The following is a 16,237-nucleotide window of genomic DNA, read 5'->3' on the forward strand; positions in this document are numbered from 1 at the left end:
CGGATACGAAAGCGCTTTGTTAATCGCAAAGCGCTTTTTTTCTGTTAATCGTGGCAATTAAAGCGCTATTTTAAAGCGATTGAGCTTATTTAATCTTGAGTAGTGGGTGGATTAATAACGCTATCACCGGCATTTAAACCTGATACTACTATGGTCATATTTTCGCTACTCTTTTTTCCTAAACGCACGAATCTGCGTTGTAGTTCGTCATTTTCTTCTATCCAAACAAAATTTAATTGCCCCATGCTGGCTATTTTATTGCTTGGCACTTGTAAGACTTGCTGTGGTTTTGCAGGGAGCAACATTCTTGCATACATTCCCGGTAGCAGCTTTTGATTGTAGCTAATGCTTGCTTTGATCAAAAAGCTGCGTGAGCCAGTATTTGCGGCGGGCACTATTTCTTCAATTTTTGCGCTTAGTGTTTGATTAATCGAGGGCACCTGCACTTGAAGTGTCTGGCCTTGCTGCAAAGTGATGGCCAGTTGTTCTCGCACATTTGCTTCAACTCTTAGGGTTAGCGGGTTATAAATTGCGAGCAACTTTTTACCTAGCTGTGCGGTGTCGCCAGGTTCGGCAAAACGGTTAACAACTTTACCATCAATAGCTGCGGTGATTGTGGCGTAAGCCAAGGTAGATTGTGCTTGTTGTCGTGCCTGTTTAGCGGCCGTTAGCTCAGCTTCAATACTTTGAAAACTTGCTTTTTGGCTATCAAGATCCGCGGCTGAAATCAATTGGTCACTATAGAGCTTATTGGCTCGCGCTAAGCTTTTTTCTGCCTCTTGATAGCGTGCAGATATACCATTGATTCGCTCTTGTGCCTGTGACACTAAAGCTGTCAAATCCGATTTCTCAAGTTCAATCAATACATCACCTTGTTTAACATTGTCTCCAGCACGTACTTTTATTTGCTCAATTCTGGCTAAAAGTCGGGAGGAGATAATAGTGGCTTGTTTAGCTTCAATGCCGGCGGCAACTGGCTCATAAGATAGCTGTTCGCTGTATGAGACAATAAATTGTTCGGCTCTTGGTACCGAGCTTTTTAGGTGGTTGTTAGCTTGGAGTATTGGTGCAATCTTGTCATTAAATGAGCCAGCAAGCCAAGCGACCATGGCTAATAAAATAACAATGGCAGTGATAGGAATGATTACTTTTTTAATCTGCCTTGTGTTCATGATAGTTCCTCGATTTTAGCCGTACTTTGTTGCTTATCAAAAATTAATGCGTAGACGATTGGTACAACAAGTAAGGTAAATAGGGTTGATGAAATAATGCCAAAAATAATCGCGATAGCTAAGCCACTAAATACCGGATCTAAGGTGATAATTAAATTACCCAAGAGTGTGGTGCCTGCGGTTAATAACACGGGACGCATTCTAACAGCGCCGGCTTGAATTAATGCCTCTTTAATGGTTTCCCCTGCATTGCGTGCTTGAGTGATAAATTCAATCAATATTAAAGAATTACGTACCACAATGCCGGCAAGAGCGATCATACCTATCATAGCCGTTGCGGTGAATAAAACCGGCTCTGGCGCACCGGCAATTTCACGTTCGCCAAACTGATTCAACAACAAGAAACCAGGCATAATACCAATAACGGTTAATGGAATGGCAGACATAATAATACCCGATAGGGCGGCAGATTTTGTTTGAATACGCAGTACGATATAAATTGCTAGTAAAGCAAAAGCAAAAGCTAGCCCCATATCTCTAAATACCCTAATGGTAATACGCCATTCACCTTCACCGCTCCAAACTAGCTTGACATTGCTCGGGAGTGTCCAAGCATTGCCGCCGCCATTGCTTAAGAATGTTCTGGCTTGCCAATCTTGCTCTGTATTGTCACTATTTAAATCGGCACTGACATCGGCAATAATTTCTCCCGGTGTTCTTCCTGAGATATCTGCGGTAATGTAAACCACTGGTTTTAAGTCTTTATGATAGATGGCTTTATCATTTAATGATGTTTCAAAATAGCCAAGCTCACCTAGTGCTACTAGAGACTGTGGTGCTAAATCAATGCCTTGCGCTGTGGTTTGCTGAACAATGCCTAGCTGCCCTTTAATGGTTATACGTTGTAAATCACTGACTATTGAACGCTGTGCTATGGGTAAGCGTAATTTTATCGCGAGTGGTGTGGCATTAACTTCATCATGCATAAAGCTGATGATTTCACCCTGATTAGCAATGTTTAATGCTTGGTTAATATCGTCGGTAGCAACACCGGAAAGCGCGGCTTTATTTTTATCGGTGATAAAACGCAGCTTTTGCTTGTCGTCACCTACCATAGTGTCTACTTCAACAACATACGGCTCTAATGCTAATCTTTTCTCCACGTTTGTGGCGGCATCGCGTAATTGCTGATAACTGGTATATTCATCGCCATAAAGTTCTGCAACGAGTGTGCTCATCACCGGCGGTCCTGGCGGTACTTCAACTACTTTAAGCTTAATACCGTCAGTATTTAGCGGTGCTAATAAGGCTCGTATTCGTAGTACCACGCCATGTGATTGATGCTCACGTGTGGTTTTATCAACAAGAATAACTCTGATATCGGCAGTGTTGGGCATTTGACGAAAATAATATTGCCGCACCATACCATTAAAGTCGATCGGAGAAGATTCACCGACATAATTAGCGATTGTTTTAACTTCAGGGAGTTGTTGAATAATATTTGAGACTTTTTTGGTCATTGCCGCGGTTTGTTCTAAAGTGGCACTTTCTGGCATATCGACGATAATTTGCAGTTCATTTTTATTGTCAAAAGGCAATAGCTTTAAAGGGACTAAACGTAATACTGGTAATAAGGCGGCGGCAATAAATAAGGCCAGTAATAGCCAAAGAACGGCTTTACCTTTTTTTCTACTCTCTAACAAAGGGCTGAGCATTCGACGGTAGAAGTGGCTAAAACCTTGGTTTTGCTGACTTGTTTCAGTAATCGCTTTAGGTTTAATTAACTTGGTAGCTAACCATGGCGTTACTAAAAATGCTACCAGTGTGCTACTAATGACACTCATCGGAACGTTAAATGCCATAGGTGCCATATAAGGACCCATCATGCCGGTAATAAAGGCAAGCGGAATAAATGCCAGTACGATAGTGAATGTTGACATGATCAGAGGCACACGGATCTCGTTAATGGCATCGACTACTTTGTCTTTTAGATTACCTTTGCCTTTTGCTAAGTAACGCTCAATGTTATCTACGCCAGTGATTGGGTCATCAACTAATAAGCCGAGTGATAAAATAAGCGCAAAAAGTGTTACTCGGTTGATGGTGTAACCAAAGGCTAAATCTAACGAGAGTGTAATGCCATAACAAATAGGTACTGCGAGGCCAACAACTAAAGCAGGCCGCCAGCCAAGAAATACGCCGATAAAAACAACCACAGTAAAAACGGCAAAGGCTAAACTGGTGGTTAAGTTATTAACTTTTTCATTGGCGGTTTCGCCGTAGTCTCTGAGTACCTCTACATGTGTGCCTTGTGGAAAGATGGTTTGCTGTAGTTGTGCTATTTTTTCATGTACCGCTTCGGCAACATTAACCGCATTGCTACCTTTTTGCTTTGCGACACTAATGGTGACAAAAGGCTGATCACGACTATTTTTATTGGGGTGGGCATTTGTAAAGTCTAGCCAATGATATGCCTGTTGTTCTGCAGGTCCATCGATAATTTTGGCAATATCTTTTAAAATCACCGTTGCACCATCAACCACTAAAATAGGTGCAGCAGCTAAGCTGTCCTTATCTCTAAAAACATCACCACTTTCTAAAATAACTGAGCTATTTGATAAGGTTATATTACCTAAATGTTGTAACTGGTTGGAGGATTGAATTGCCTTAACAACATCCGCTGTCGTGACCTGTCTTGCGGTCATTTGCTCTGGATCGAGATTAACTTGAATTTCCCGTGTGCGACCACCAACAATGTTGACCTCACTGGTATCATCGATAGCTTGTAAAAAGGTCGTAACTTCTTCAGCAAGCCTTCTTAAAGCAAAGTCATCGACTTGCTCGGGTGAATCGCTCCATAGCCCAAGCATAACAATAGGGACATCATCAACTTCAACCGGGCTGACACGCCAATTGCTGACCAGTGCTGGAATTTTATCGCTATTAGCGTGTAACTTATTATAAGTATTGAGTAGCGCACTTTCTCTATTTTCCCCAACATGAAACCTCAAGGTAACCACTGATTGACCATTGTTTGTCATGGAATATACGTGTTCAACGCCACTAATTTGTGAGAGCAATTTTTCAAGCGGGGTAGTCACCAAGCGATCAGCTTGTTTGGCGTTTATGCCTGGAGCTGAAACAATGATGTCGATCATGGGGACGACAATTTGAGGCTCTTCTTCTCTCGGGGTATATTTCAGCGCAATGAAGCCTGATACTATTGCAATAATGAGTAAAAATAATGGCAGTTTACTACTCAACACTGAACTAACTAGCTGCTGTGTAAAGTTTTGTTGGTTATTCATTTTAATGATTTTCCTGATAAATTATCACAAAACTGTTGTTGAAGATAAAACAGAAGTCCCTTAATTTCAGTATTATCAATTCTATAATATATGCTTTGTGACTCTCTTCTTGTTGCCAGCAAGCCATTTTCTCTGAGTTTAGTTAAGTGTTGTGACAGGGCCGATTGTGATAAATCAATCTGTTTATTTAAATCGCCAACGGTAAGTTCACTGTCAGCAAGACAGCAAAGGATCATCAGCCGGTAATGATTTGAAAGCAGTTTAAGTATTGCCGACACTTCCTTAGCACTCTTTGACAGCTCAGCAGGCTTTATATTCATTTTCTCTCAGAGTTGTTCGATGAACTTGTATTTGACATATTAGCGCAGCGCGCTATATTAGTAAACTGTAAATAAGTATATGCTAATGTAGAGATCTCTAATTTAAAGTGATAAATAAGTATGAATATTAATGAATGTTTACGGTTAATTGCCGGTGTTATGATCTTGTTATCGCTATACCTTGCAATCATTTTTTCAATTAACTGGTTATGGTTTACAGCTTTTATTGGCGTGAATCTATTACAATCATCATTGACTAAGTGGTGCCCAATGATGGCAATTTTGAAGAAGCTTGGTGTTAAAAATTAACACTAATTGGCGTCATTATTTGCTCTGTATGGCATAACGTCTGAAGATGTATCGTTTAGTCGTTGATTTCATAGCACTGTCTGAGTTATTACTGGGAAAGTGTCAACCTTGCTCAGGATGGGGCAAAAATTGTAAACAAAAAAGCCAGCGGGTTGCTGGCTTGTTTAATTACTTGCGTTAGAGGAAATTAGTCTTCTAATTCTGCTAAGCAAAGTTCGTCATAAATTTGTTTAACCCAAGCATCAACACGTGCTTCAGTTAATTCTGGTTGACGGTCTTCATCGATACATAAACCAATAAACGTATTCTCGTCAACTAAGCCTTTAGAGGCTTCAAATTCATAGCCTTGTGTTGGCCAGTTACCGACAATAATTGCGCCTTTTGACTCAACGATATCGCGTAAAGGCTCCATCGCATCACAAAAGTATTCGGCGTAATCTTCTTGATCACCTAGGCCGAAAATAGCGACTAATTTATCAGTGAAGTCAATTTCTTCTAATTCGGGTAAGAAGTCATCCCAGTCACACTGGTTTTCACCATAGTACCAAGTAGGAATACCTAAGATTAATAAATCGAACGCGGCGATTTCTTCTTTGGTACTCTTGGCGATATCTTTTACATCGACAAGCTTTTTACCCAATTTTTTTTGGATCATTTTGCCAACAGCTTCGGTGTTTCCTGTATCACTTCCGAAAAATAAACCTACAATTGCCATGAATCTAACCTTTTATATCTAACTAAACTTTAATGTTCATTGGCATCAAGCGATTGAATTAATAATGCTTCAATTAATTCACTTCGACTGAGACCCTTATCTTTTGATAAAGCGTCTAAACGTTCAAATACACTCGAGTGCAATTTAAACTCTACCCGCTTTAAACCATTGTTCTTATCACGCTTAACCTGATTACGCTTGTTTATTTTAACTTGTACACTGCGTGAATGAGGGTTCGTTTTTGGTCGCCCTGGACGCTTTTCATCGCTAAATAAGTCAATGGTTGTTAAATCTGCTACTTCTTTTGCCATTATATTACTTACTTATCCAACGCCTTGGCTTTCCCAAATAAACTGAATGATGCCTTTGGCGATAAAGCCGGCACATCCTAAAAATAATACAAAATAAACAACGAGCTTCCCCATTTTAGGAACATCGTTCTTTTTCATTACATCATGGATTGATAACCCAATGAAAATAAAGATAAAAGCAAAAAATAAATTCAGCCCGATGGCCTCAACTAATTCGAAGTGTTCTGCTAACATAATCAACCCTAAAATTTTCAGGCAGCACTATAGCATATCGTTGCTTTTAAACACATTAATTTTGTTTACTGTTATATGATTTATCAATGCTGTTTTTTCAGGGGAGCAGCTAAAATAAAGGCCTGAAGGATGTTTTGCTAGTTTAATCATACCAAGCTTAACTGTTCAACATTAGAGCTAGATCAAGTAGAGGCTATTAATTTTTCACTTTATAGCGGAGCTAAAATTAGTGCCTAAGCGGTATTAAGTTGTTAGAAAGCTTGCCACGCTGCGATTAAAAGCAATGGTTTTTTCAGCGTGCAGCCAATGGCCTGCGCCTTGAATAACACGAGCACGACTTTGTGGAAATAACCGAACAATTTCTGTTCTATGCTCTGGCAAAATATAGTCTGAGTTTGCGCCTTTAATAAACAATGTTGGGCCACTGTAAGTGTTACAACCTTGATAGGTTCGCATAATATAGGGGTAATTCTTATCGATATTTTCAATATTACATTTAAAGGCAAACTGGCCATCTTTACTGGTTAAGTTACCTAATAAAAATTGTCTTATACTTTGGTTGTCAACATAGTGTGATAATTGTTTATCCGCATCTTTACGTAATTTTACTGAGCTTAAATCTATGGCCTTCAAACCACTAATAATTTGGTTGTGATGTGGTGGGTATTCTACCGGGGCAATATCTGCAACGATAAGTTTATCAACACGCTCTGGGCAGGTAAGCGCTAACTCCATGGCTATTTTCCCCCCCATTGAATGACCGAGCACAATGGCACTATCGATAGCTAAATGTTGCATTATTTCAATAATATCTTGTGCCATAGATGGATAATCCATCATACCACTGTGAAATGAATCACCATGATTACGGACATCAACACTGGTGACACGATATTTTTCTGATAGCGTTTTGGCAACCATATTAAGATTTTCTAAACGGCCAAATAAGCCATGTATTAGAATAATGTCTTGGCCGCTGCCAAGTTGTTGGTAATTTAAAAGCTGGGTCATCTATCTCTCAGTTGTTTCTTTCTCGCACTATAACAATGTCATCAGTACGACGTTTTGCGCGGCTTCAATGGCGAAATTGTGCTTGTTTTTAGTTTTTGATGCAAGCAATCTAGTCATTGTGTGTGGACTCGATATAATTTAGGGAGCTTGATTTAAAGCTAAGGCATCCAAAGCGTGTATGTCAGGGCGCAAAGCGAATCAAAGAATATGTTTAGAACCCTTTATCCGGTATTACTTATTTTCGTGGGCAAAACTTTGCGATGGGGTTGTTAAAATAGCTTAAACTGTACCAATGATTAACGCTATGCTTTTCAATTTTTTTAAGTTGAATAATAACTGATGCTATTAGTGTAATAGGGAAATGGCGTTAACTATAATGGTTTTTAATCTTTTATTGCTATCTGTTATCTGTGTGTTTTGAAAAATATTTCCATCATTTGCTATTCCACTATAGAGACTTGCTATTAACGTAAGTATAATCTTGCCGCGATCTATAATAATTTTCCTAGGGTCATCAATGAAAAACATCGAAATAGATGAAGAGCTTTATCAGCATATAGCCTCAAATACTCAGTATATTGGCGAAAGTGCGTCGTCGATATTACGTCGGCTTATTAAGTTACCAATACAACACAATATTGACGATGCTGCTGAAGCAGAGACAGTTAAGCCGGTTGTTGAAGAGGTCGTTGAAAAACAAGCTCAGCCTGCTCCTGTTGCAGTTGATAGTAATGGCACGGTATTTAATTATATTAATAAAGAAGAATTAGCCATGCAACGTGGTGCAGTAGGGCGGTTTTTATTGATTTTAGCAGCACTGTATCGCGTGCATAATCAACACTTTTCTACTGTTTGTAATATTAGAGGCCGTGACCGTTTATATTTTGCTGGCAGTGAAGCAGAATTAACCGCGAGTGGCAGCAGCACGAAACCACGCCAAATTCCTGATAGTCCATTTTGGGTGATCACAAATTCAAATACTACGCGTAAGAAAATGATGTTAACAGAAGTAGGGCGTGCGCTAGGTTATAACGAACAAGATGTAGAAGATATTCGCGATTTACTTTAGTAACGGTAAAATATATCAAGCTTAAGTTTTATATAAAGACAAGGAATTTAAATGACAATTCATCATCATGCTGGTAAACCTGCTAGGCCAGAAGACAGAATTAATATTGGTCGTTTGGTCAGTGATTACTTTTTACAAGCACCAGATATTAGCATTGAGGAACAAAAAGTCAGCTTTGGTACCTCTGGACATCGTGGTAATGCCAGTAAATTAAGCTTCAATCAACATCATATCGAAGCTATTTGTCAGGCCGTTGCTGAATATCGTCAGGCACAAGGTTTTAAAGGCCCTTTGTATTTAGGTAAAGATACTCATGCCTTGTCTGAGCCGGCATTTGCTTCTGCTATTACGGTCTTAATTGCTAATAATGTGCCTGTTGTAATTCAAGCTGATGATGGCTTTACCCCTACTCCGGTGATTTCACGTTTAATTATAGTGCATAATAAAACACATAAAGACCAAGCTGATGGTTTGATTATTACGCCTTCACACAATCCACCGACGGATGGCGGTATTAAATATAATCCTCCTCATGGTGGCCCAGCCGAAGGTGAAATAACGAAAGTTATTGAGCAACGCGCTAACGAAATTATTGCTAATAAGCTTGTTGACGTTAAACGTGTTCATTACACCCAAGCCTTACAATCATCACAATTATCTCATGAAAACTTCATTGAGTTCTATGTTAATGAATTAAACCAAGTTATTGATATGGAAGCTATTGCAAAAGCTGGTGTCCATATGGGTGTTGACCCATTAGGTGGCTCAGGAATTCATTATTGGCCAGTAATTGCGCAGAAATATGGTTTGAAACTCGATGTTGTTAATCCGGTTGTTGATGCCAGCTTTGCTTTTATGCCGTTGGATAAAGACGGTAAAATTCGTATGGATTGTTCATCGCCTTATGCCATGTCGGGGTTAATCGCCTTAAAAGATAAGTTTGATGTTGCTGTTGGCAACGACCCAGATTTTGATCGCCATGGTATTGTGACTAAAAGCGGTGGTTTGATGAACCCAAATCATTACTTAGCGGTATCTATTCACTACTTAATGACTCACAGAAATTGGCCTGTAAGTTGTAAAATTGGTAAAACCTTGGTTTCAAGTTCGTTGATTGATCGTGTTGCAAAACTTATTGACCGACCTCTTTCAGAAGTACCGGTTGGCTTTAAATGGTTTGTTGATGGTTTACATGATTCAAGCTATGCCTTTGGTGGTGAAGAAAGTGCCGGCGCATCTTTTCTTGCCAGAGACGGTAGTTGCTGGACTACTGATAAAGATGGCTTTGTGATGACATTACTTGCAGCAGAAATGCTTGCCGTGACAGGTAAAGACCCTTATCAGTTATATCAAGAATTGGCTCAGCAGTTAGGCGAACCTTGCTATGGCCGTGTAGAAGCGGTAGCAAACTTAGAGCAAAAGCAGGTGCTAACGTCATTAACACCTGCTGCAATTACTGTGGATAGTTTAGCGGGTGAGAAAATCACGCAAATATTGTCACACGCACCAGGCAACAATGCTGCTATTGGTGGTATTAAAGTTTGTACCGAAAACGGTTGGTTTGCTGCTCGACCATCTGGCACTGAAGATATTTATAAAATCTATGCTGAAAGCTTTATTGACGACAAACATTTACAGCTGATTATCAGCGATGCACAAAAGCTAGTCAGTGCTGCATTTGTTGCTGCAGGGTTGTAGTGGTTTTTCAATTATTTGCTTGATCTTGTAAAAGGGTGCTATAGGCACTCTTTTTATATCTGTAAACATAAAAGCCCCTAATGTTTAGCTTATTTTTTTACTGCTAATTTATTGTTTATAAAGTATCGAGGGGGTTAACTATAAAACGCTTATGCTATTCTTCGTTGTTCTAAAATGATTGCTTTAAAGTATTTAATACCTAACTGAACTAAATTATGAAAGTTACTGTTGTTATCATCTATATATTTTTACTCTTTGCAGCTAAGTCATATGCTAAAGAGGTAATTATGCTAGGCGTAGAAAATAGTTGGCCACCTTATTCTGACTCAGACGGTAACGGCATATCTAAAGATATCATTACTAAAGCTTTTCGTGCTGTGGAACTTGAGGTGGAATTTGTTGTTTTACCTTATGCTAGAGCATTAAAAATGACCAAAGATGGAATATTGGATGGTGCCTTTAATGTTACTAAGCAAATTAGCACAATTAAGCAATTTAATTTTCATGATGTCCCTTTTTTAAAAGCTAGCGCCTCTTTTTATTACCCACCAAACTCTTCATTGGATTATCAAAGGTTAGCTGATATTCCTGATGATATTATTATTGGATTGATTATTGGTTACGAATATGGCGATGATTATGAAAAACATAGGCAACGCTTTAATGAAGTGAGATTAGCAAAGCAAAGTCAAATAATCGAAATGCTACAATCAAAGCGAATAGATATGGCTATTATGTTTGATGAAGTTGCCGCTTATTCTCTGCAACAACTAAATTTATCAAGCTCGGTTATTAAGCAAGGAGCTATAAATCACATCAGCGATATTTATATTGCCTTTAGCAAATCTAGAGATACCGATAACATTATAAAAGCCTTTGAAAGCGGGCTTAAAAAATTAAATAATGAAGCGGTTTATTAAGCTAAAAGGTTAGCGATGTTTTTGCCTCATTAATCATAGCGCAGGTTAATGAATGTGGGTTTGGAGAAAGTCAAATTATTGCTTGCTAAACTGTCAAGCAGAGCATCTAACTGCTGTTGTTAAAACCATCATCGTAAGCACTTTTTATTGAATAGGCGGTCTTGATAAAGTCATGGTCTTTTAATGCTGGGGTTTACTACTTTATGCTATGTTATATTGGCGTGCTTTGCTATTACGCTGAACTTGTTTTAAATAAATGGATACCAGCGATAGGATCTAATACTACCATGTACAAAAGAAAGCAAGATGCTAAGCCACAAGTTATTTCTTATGATCGTGTAAAGTCATATATGCTATGGATGATCGAGCGATATGGCGATTATTCCGCGAGAGCATTACTACAAAAGGCCAATCTATTATTTAAAGACGATACGCAATTTAATGAGTCTGCGCTAGCGTATCTTATTGAGCGAGACATTGTGAATGACCTTCGTTATGCACAGCGTTTAACGGCTAGTTTTTCAGAAAAAAATATCGGTGTTAATAAAATCAAAGAAAAGCTCTATGTAAAAGGTTTTTCATCACAAATAATTAATGAATGCGTTAGTGCTTTAGAAACAACCGAAGAAGACTATTTTGCAAAAGCGCTAAGCTTAAAAGTAAGAAAATTTGGCGCAGAGCCTATTGGTGACTTAAAGCTAAAACAGAAAGCATTACGACATTTGATCGCAAAAGGTTTTTCATATTCGATTGCCAATCAAGTCATTAGCTATTCTGCAGAGCAAGATTAATTATTAGCTCGTAAAGTCAGTTATGACATAAGCTTGTTATAAATTCAGCTTATAGCATTAGTTTAATGCGACTAAACTCTGCGTAGTCATTTAGGTCATAATTTAATAATAGTTAATTAGATAGTAGGTGGTGCAGTGGAATACATTTTTATATTTACTTATACCGTGATAGTGGCTGTAGTCGTTGGCTTAATTTTAGCGACAATTGTTGCGTTATTCAGTCAACAGAATAAGCGTAAATATTTCCAACGTACCTTTGGTTATACAACACTTGCGGTGAGTGTTTTTATTTTGCTACTTATTTTTGTAAAGTTACTTAGCACGAATTAAGTAAGATGAGTCTGGGATAAACCCGTTATCGTGTATGCAAAATTAACGCTAAAACGTTGCAAGCTATTCGACGCTATAGCTTTCAGCTAATAACCAAGACTTAAAGCACTGGATCACCGCAGATGTTCGATGCTGAATAATATAATAACCGGTGTTTGCCTCAATTGCTTGAAATGGTGACATCAGTCGCCCATGTTTGAAGTCTTCTGCTACTAAGGCAGAACGAGCCAAAGCGATACCTAAACCAGCTTCTGCAGCAGCCATGGCCATATCGGTCCGGTTAAAGAAATGTCCTTGATTACTTTCAGCTTTTATTTTCATTTGAGCAAACCAATAATACCATTCGGCATGTTTTTCTGCGTGTCGCCATGGCATGGCATCATGTAATAAGGTAACTGACTGCCAAAGATTTTTTTGATGTGCTACCGAGTTATCTTGCCAATTAAAACGCTTAAAATAACTCGGGCTCATTACCGGAATAAATTGTTCTCTCAGTAGTAGCTCCGCATGTTGATTGAGATAAGGGCTTTGGCCATAGTCTATTGCGAGATCAAAGCTTCTATCTTGATAGTCAACTAAAGCCCCTTCAGCATAGGTTTGAATACTAATGTTAGGGTATAGGTTATAAAATTTCTGAAGACGAGGGATTAACCATTTATAGGCGAAAGACGGGGTGAGCTTAAGTTTAATCTCGCCATCAAGGGATTGTCCTTGCTTTATATCATCAATAGTATTTTCTATGTCTGAAAAATTGCGTTTGACGGCTTGGTAGAGCTTGTAGCCATCGTCAGTTAAGTTAATACCTCTAGAATGTCTTTCAAACAGTTTAATTGATAGCTGACTTTCTAATAAACTTATTTGCTGACTGATAGCACCTGTAGTGATATGCAAGTGCATTGCGGTTTTTGTAAAGCTACCAAGTCGAGCTGCAACCTCAAAAGTGACCAATCCAGAGAATATATTACCTTTTAATGCCATGTAGAGCTCAGTCTTTAGAATAACTAAACACAGATGTTAATAAATATCGTTTGATAAATACACGTTATTTTTGCATTGTGCCGATATATCTTATTGGACAGTGGCAAGTACAGCTATGAAAGTTATCGTATTGGGAGCAGGTGTTGTTGGCTTGACGTCTGCTTGGTATTTAGCCCAAGCAGGTCATCAGGTAACGGTTATTGACAGACAAGCACAAAGTGGTGAAGAAACCAGCTTTGCCAATGCTGGACAAATTTCTTATGGTTACTCATCACCGTGGGCAGCCCCAGGCATACCACTAAAAGCGATTAAGTGGTTAGCTCAAAAGCATTCACCACTTGTTATAAAGCCCGGTATGTCGCCAGAGTTATATCTTTGGACCATGCAAATGCTAAAAAATTGTACTGAAAAAAATTATCAAATTAATAAAAGTAGAATGTTAAGAGTGGCAAACTATAGTCGTCAGTGTTTAGTGGAACTAAGGCAAAAACACTCGATAGCTTATGAAGGACGGCAAAAAGGTACTTTACAAGTTTTTAGACATCAGTCACAAGTGGAAAATATTGAAAAAGACCTGCTGGTGTTATCGGCTAGCAACACACGCTTTAAATTACTTAATGTTGAAGAATGTATTGAAAAAGAGCCCGGATTAGCAATAGTGAAAAACAAAATAGTAGCTGGCTTACATTTACCTGATGATGAAACTGGTGATTGCTATCAGTTTTGTCAACAACTGACTGAAATGGCTAAAGCTGCAGGTGTTGAATTTAACTTTAATGTTCAGGTTAATCGGTTACTTATTGATAATGAGAAAATAACAGCCGTTGATACTTCTATGGGGACATTAAATGCAGATGCTTATGTGGTGGCGTTAGGTTGTTATTCGGCTTTGTTATTAAAGCCGCTCGGAATTAACTTACCGGTATACCCCGTGAAAGGCTATTCGCTCACTATTCCGATGACAAATGCCGAGTGTTCACCCGTTTCAACGGTAATGGATGAGAGTTATAAAGTGGCACTTACCCGTTTTGATGATCGTATCCGAGTTGCTGGCACAGCTGAGTTGTCTGGCTTTAATTTAGCTCTATCATCAAGAAGGCAAGCGACAATTGCCATGGTCGCACAGGATTTATTTCCGCAAGCTGGCGATATAACTAAAGCGGAATTTTGGACCGGGCTGAGACCAATGACGCCAGATGGTACACCGATCATTGGCAAAACAAAAATCAGTAATTTATACACCAATACAGGTCATGGCACCTTAGGATGGACCATGGCTTGTGGCTCAGGGAAATTACTCGCTGATATTATTGCTGGCAGTCAACCTGATATCAATGTTGATGGGCTCAATGCATCTCGTTATTTACGCTAATTTTGTTTAGTGTCTGCCGAGTATCATACCAACTTGCTTGAGAAAGCCTCATTGGAAATTGTTTGCTATTTTATTATTCAACATTTTCAAACTGTCGTTTTTAGTCACAATATACACTTGGGGAAATAACGTTTAAGTAAATTGTTTTGATATCGAGGTTAACTTGCTATCGCAAAGACCTTAACAAGTATATCTTGTATAATAGCGCGCAATCATTAAAGAATGCTGTGACAGTGTCTGATGTTCGGCCTCATATAAATTAGAATTTATATTCGACAAAACAATAGGTGAAATCTGCGTGAGTGACTTATCCAATTCAACAAATCCAACCCATTCAACCAATGCCTTCGCATCTGCTTTACAACAAAGTGGTGACTTTTTATCAATAACGCGGGCCAATGAATGGTCACTACCTGGTGGTGCTTTTAGTTTTGAGGTTTGTCATCAAGCCTCTCAAACAAAGAGTAAAGTGTCAGTATTAAATACCGGCTTGATTACCTTTGAACCCATTGATCGCGCAAGCAATCACGACATCGTGTTATCAAGTGCCGTCCATGGTAACGAAACCGCGCCGATTGAAATTTGTAGTGATATTATTGGGCAATTGATTCGTGGTGAATTAGCGCTAGCAGAACGCGTGCTGTTTATTTTCGGTAATCCTGCGTCAATGAATATTGCACAGCGCTTTGTTGAAGAAAATATGAATCGCTTGTTTTCAGGTGGTCATTCACAAGACCAAGGCCAAGGGCCGGGCTTGATTAACAAAGAGCGCCATCGTGCCTTGTTATTAGAAAACACGGTTAGAGAATTTTTTGCAGCTGGCAGTGAAGTACCTAGTACGAATGGCATCGTACGCCAGCGTAGTCATTATGATTTACATACCGCTATTCGAGGCTCGAAGTGTGATAAATTTGCTGTTTATCCGTTTTTACATGGTGCGCCTCGCAAGAAAAGCCAACTACAGTTTTTAAATGCCTGTGGTGTAAGCACTGTTTTGTTATCACACTCACCAACAACGACCTTTAGTTATTTTTCATCGAATGAGTTTGGCGCTGATGCCTTCACCGTTGAGTTAGGCAAAGTTCGCCCATTTGGTGAAAATGATATGAGTCAGTTTACTCAGGTTCGTGAAACCTTAACTAAGTTTGTTTCAGGCCAAGACCTTGAATTAACGCCATATCAAGCAGAAGACTTTAACTTGTATGAAATTTCACAGGTGATTGATCGTCACCATGAAGATTTTTCTCTAACCTTTGATGATGATGTTGAAAACTTTACTGACTTTCCAAAAGGGCATGTTTTAGCCATTGATGGCGGTAACGAAGTGAAAACACAACAAGATGGTGAGGCAATTATTTTTCCTAATGCCAATGTGGCTATTGGTCAACGTGCCATGCTGACGGTAACCCCTACAACACTTGCCTAAAGGGACTATGTTTTGGCTGGATGGGTACTTAGGTTATGTTTGGAACTAATAACCAGTGCCTAAACGAACTTAAGTTCAGGTCAAAAAGTAGTTAGATTACGTCTGGCATAGAAATTTGTTCCTAAGTGAGTATAAGTACTTTAGATGCTTAGCTATTGTTTAGAACAATAAGCGCGTGCATAACTAAGCAACTGGTCTGCTCTTTAATGGCGGATATTACTGTAAAGAATTATGCTCGCGTTTAGTCAAATAAAAGTGTTAACTTTGTTCACT

16 protein-coding genes are annotated in these 16,237 nt (G+C 38.9%); 8 read left to right on the forward strand and 8 right to left on the reverse strand.

What is annotated here, in order from left to right; translation table 11 throughout:
• Positions 1-89 precede the first annotated feature (89 nt).
• The 3 genes from FGD67_RS17635 to FGD67_RS17645 are packed head-to-tail and all read right to left on the reverse strand — an operon-like array spanning position 90 to position 4,800.
• The gene (locus FGD67_RS17635; RefSeq protein ID WP_257172368.1) at positions 90-1,172 is read right to left on the reverse strand and encodes an efflux RND transporter periplasmic adaptor subunit; all 1,083 of its coding nucleotides are present in this window, start codon (positions 1,170-1,172) and stop codon (positions 90-92) included.
• A complete protein-coding gene (locus tag FGD67_RS17640; RefSeq protein ID WP_257172369.1) occupies positions 1,169-4,480 on the reverse strand; it encodes an efflux RND transporter permease subunit in 3,312 nt (1,103 codons plus the stop codon). The genes FGD67_RS17635 and FGD67_RS17640 overlap by 4 nt, the downstream gene beginning before the upstream one ends.
• A complete protein-coding gene (locus tag FGD67_RS17645; RefSeq protein ID WP_257172370.1) occupies positions 4,477-4,800 on the reverse strand; it encodes a helix-turn-helix transcriptional regulator in 324 nt (107 codons plus the stop codon). The genes FGD67_RS17640 and FGD67_RS17645 overlap by 4 nt, the downstream gene beginning before the upstream one ends.
• Positions 4,801-4,920: 120 nt before the next feature.
• Between FGD67_RS17645 and FGD67_RS17650 the strand changes: the two genes are divergently transcribed.
• The gene (locus FGD67_RS17650) at positions 4,921-5,109 is read left to right on the forward strand and encodes a DUF2892 domain-containing protein (protein ID WP_257172371.1); all 189 of its coding nucleotides are present in this window, start codon (positions 4,921-4,923) and stop codon (positions 5,107-5,109) included.
• Positions 5,110-5,296: 187 nt separating this feature from the next.
• Here the strand turns inward: FGD67_RS17650 and fldA are convergent, their stop codons facing one another.
• The 4 genes from fldA to FGD67_RS17670 form a co-directional block, all read right to left on the reverse strand.
• Positions 5,297-5,824, reverse strand: a complete 528-nt coding sequence (gene fldA, locus FGD67_RS17655) for a flavodoxin FldA (protein WP_257172372.1) — start codon at positions 5,822-5,824, stop codon at positions 5,297-5,299.
• A 29-nt stretch (positions 5,825-5,853) separates the two neighbouring features.
• Positions 5,854-6,135 (reverse strand): LexA regulated protein, encoded by a 282-nt coding sequence (ybfE, locus tag FGD67_RS17660; RefSeq protein ID WP_257172373.1) that lies wholly within the window; start codon positions 6,133-6,135, stop codon positions 5,854-5,856.
• A 12-nt stretch (positions 6,136-6,147) separates the two neighbouring features.
• Positions 6,148-6,369: a DUF2788 domain-containing protein gene (locus FGD67_RS17665; RefSeq protein WP_257172374.1), complete on the reverse strand. Its 222-nt coding sequence runs from the start codon at positions 6,367-6,369 to the stop codon at positions 6,148-6,150.
• Positions 6,370-6,612: 243 nt separating this feature from the next.
• Positions 6,613-7,380: an alpha/beta fold hydrolase gene (locus FGD67_RS17670; protein ID WP_257172375.1), complete on the reverse strand. Its 768-nt coding sequence runs from the start codon at positions 7,378-7,380 to the stop codon at positions 6,613-6,615.
• A 517-nt stretch (positions 7,381-7,897) separates the two neighbouring features.
• On the opposite strand from FGD67_RS17670, the gene seqA reads away from it, so the two are divergent.
• The 5 genes from seqA to FGD67_RS17695 all read left to right on the forward strand — a co-directional run bounded on the left by seqA (position 7,898) and on the right by FGD67_RS17695 (position 12,188).
• The gene (gene seqA, locus FGD67_RS17675) at positions 7,898-8,449 is read left to right on the forward strand and encodes a replication initiation negative regulator SeqA (protein ID WP_257172376.1); all 552 of its coding nucleotides are present in this window, start codon (positions 7,898-7,900) and stop codon (positions 8,447-8,449) included.
• Positions 8,450-8,500: 51 nt separating this feature from the next.
• On the forward strand, positions 8,501-10,147 hold the full coding sequence (gene pgm, locus FGD67_RS17680; RefSeq protein WP_257172377.1) for a phosphoglucomutase (alpha-D-glucose-1,6-bisphosphate-dependent): 1,647 nt from the start codon (positions 8,501-8,503) through the stop codon (positions 10,145-10,147).
• Between the two features lie 215 nt (positions 10,148-10,362).
• Positions 10,363-11,067, forward strand: coding sequence for an ABC transporter substrate-binding protein (locus tag FGD67_RS17685; protein ID WP_257172378.1), 705 nt, complete (start codon positions 10,363-10,365; stop codon positions 11,065-11,067).
• A 287-nt stretch (positions 11,068-11,354) separates the two neighbouring features.
• Positions 11,355-11,858 carry a regulatory protein RecX gene (locus tag FGD67_RS17690; protein WP_257172380.1) on the forward strand — a complete coding sequence of 168 codons (504 nt, stop codon included), beginning with the start codon at positions 11,355-11,357 and terminating at the stop codon, positions 11,856-11,858.
• A 135-nt stretch (positions 11,859-11,993) separates the two neighbouring features.
• Positions 11,994-12,188 carry a hypothetical protein gene (locus FGD67_RS17695; protein ID WP_257172381.1) on the forward strand — a complete coding sequence of 65 codons (195 nt, stop codon included), beginning with the start codon at positions 11,994-11,996 and terminating at the stop codon, positions 12,186-12,188.
• Between the two features lie 63 nt (positions 12,189-12,251).
• On the opposite strand, the gene FGD67_RS17700 is transcribed toward FGD67_RS17695, so the two are convergent.
• Positions 12,252-13,166, reverse strand: coding sequence for a LysR substrate-binding domain-containing protein (locus FGD67_RS17700; RefSeq protein WP_257172382.1), 915 nt, complete (start codon positions 13,164-13,166; stop codon positions 12,252-12,254).
• Between the two features lie 115 nt (positions 13,167-13,281).
• Here FGD67_RS17700 and FGD67_RS17705 point away from each other — a divergent pair, with 115 nt between their 5' ends.
• Both FGD67_RS17705 and astE read left to right on the forward strand, forming a co-directional pair.
• Positions 13,282-14,538 (forward strand): D-amino acid dehydrogenase, encoded by a 1,257-nt coding sequence (locus FGD67_RS17705; RefSeq protein ID WP_257172383.1) that lies wholly within the window; start codon positions 13,282-13,284, stop codon positions 14,536-14,538.
• Positions 14,539-14,836: 298 nt separating this feature from the next.
• Positions 14,837-15,964 carry a succinylglutamate desuccinylase gene (astE, locus tag FGD67_RS17710; protein ID WP_257172384.1) on the forward strand — a complete coding sequence of 376 codons (1,128 nt, stop codon included), beginning with the start codon at positions 14,837-14,839 and terminating at the stop codon, positions 15,962-15,964.
• Positions 15,965-16,237 lie beyond the last annotated feature (273 nt).

The sequence above is a fragment of the Colwellia sp. M166 genome (assembly GCF_024585285.1).
Classification (GTDB): Bacteria; Pseudomonadota; Gammaproteobacteria; order Enterobacterales; family Alteromonadaceae; genus Cognaticolwellia.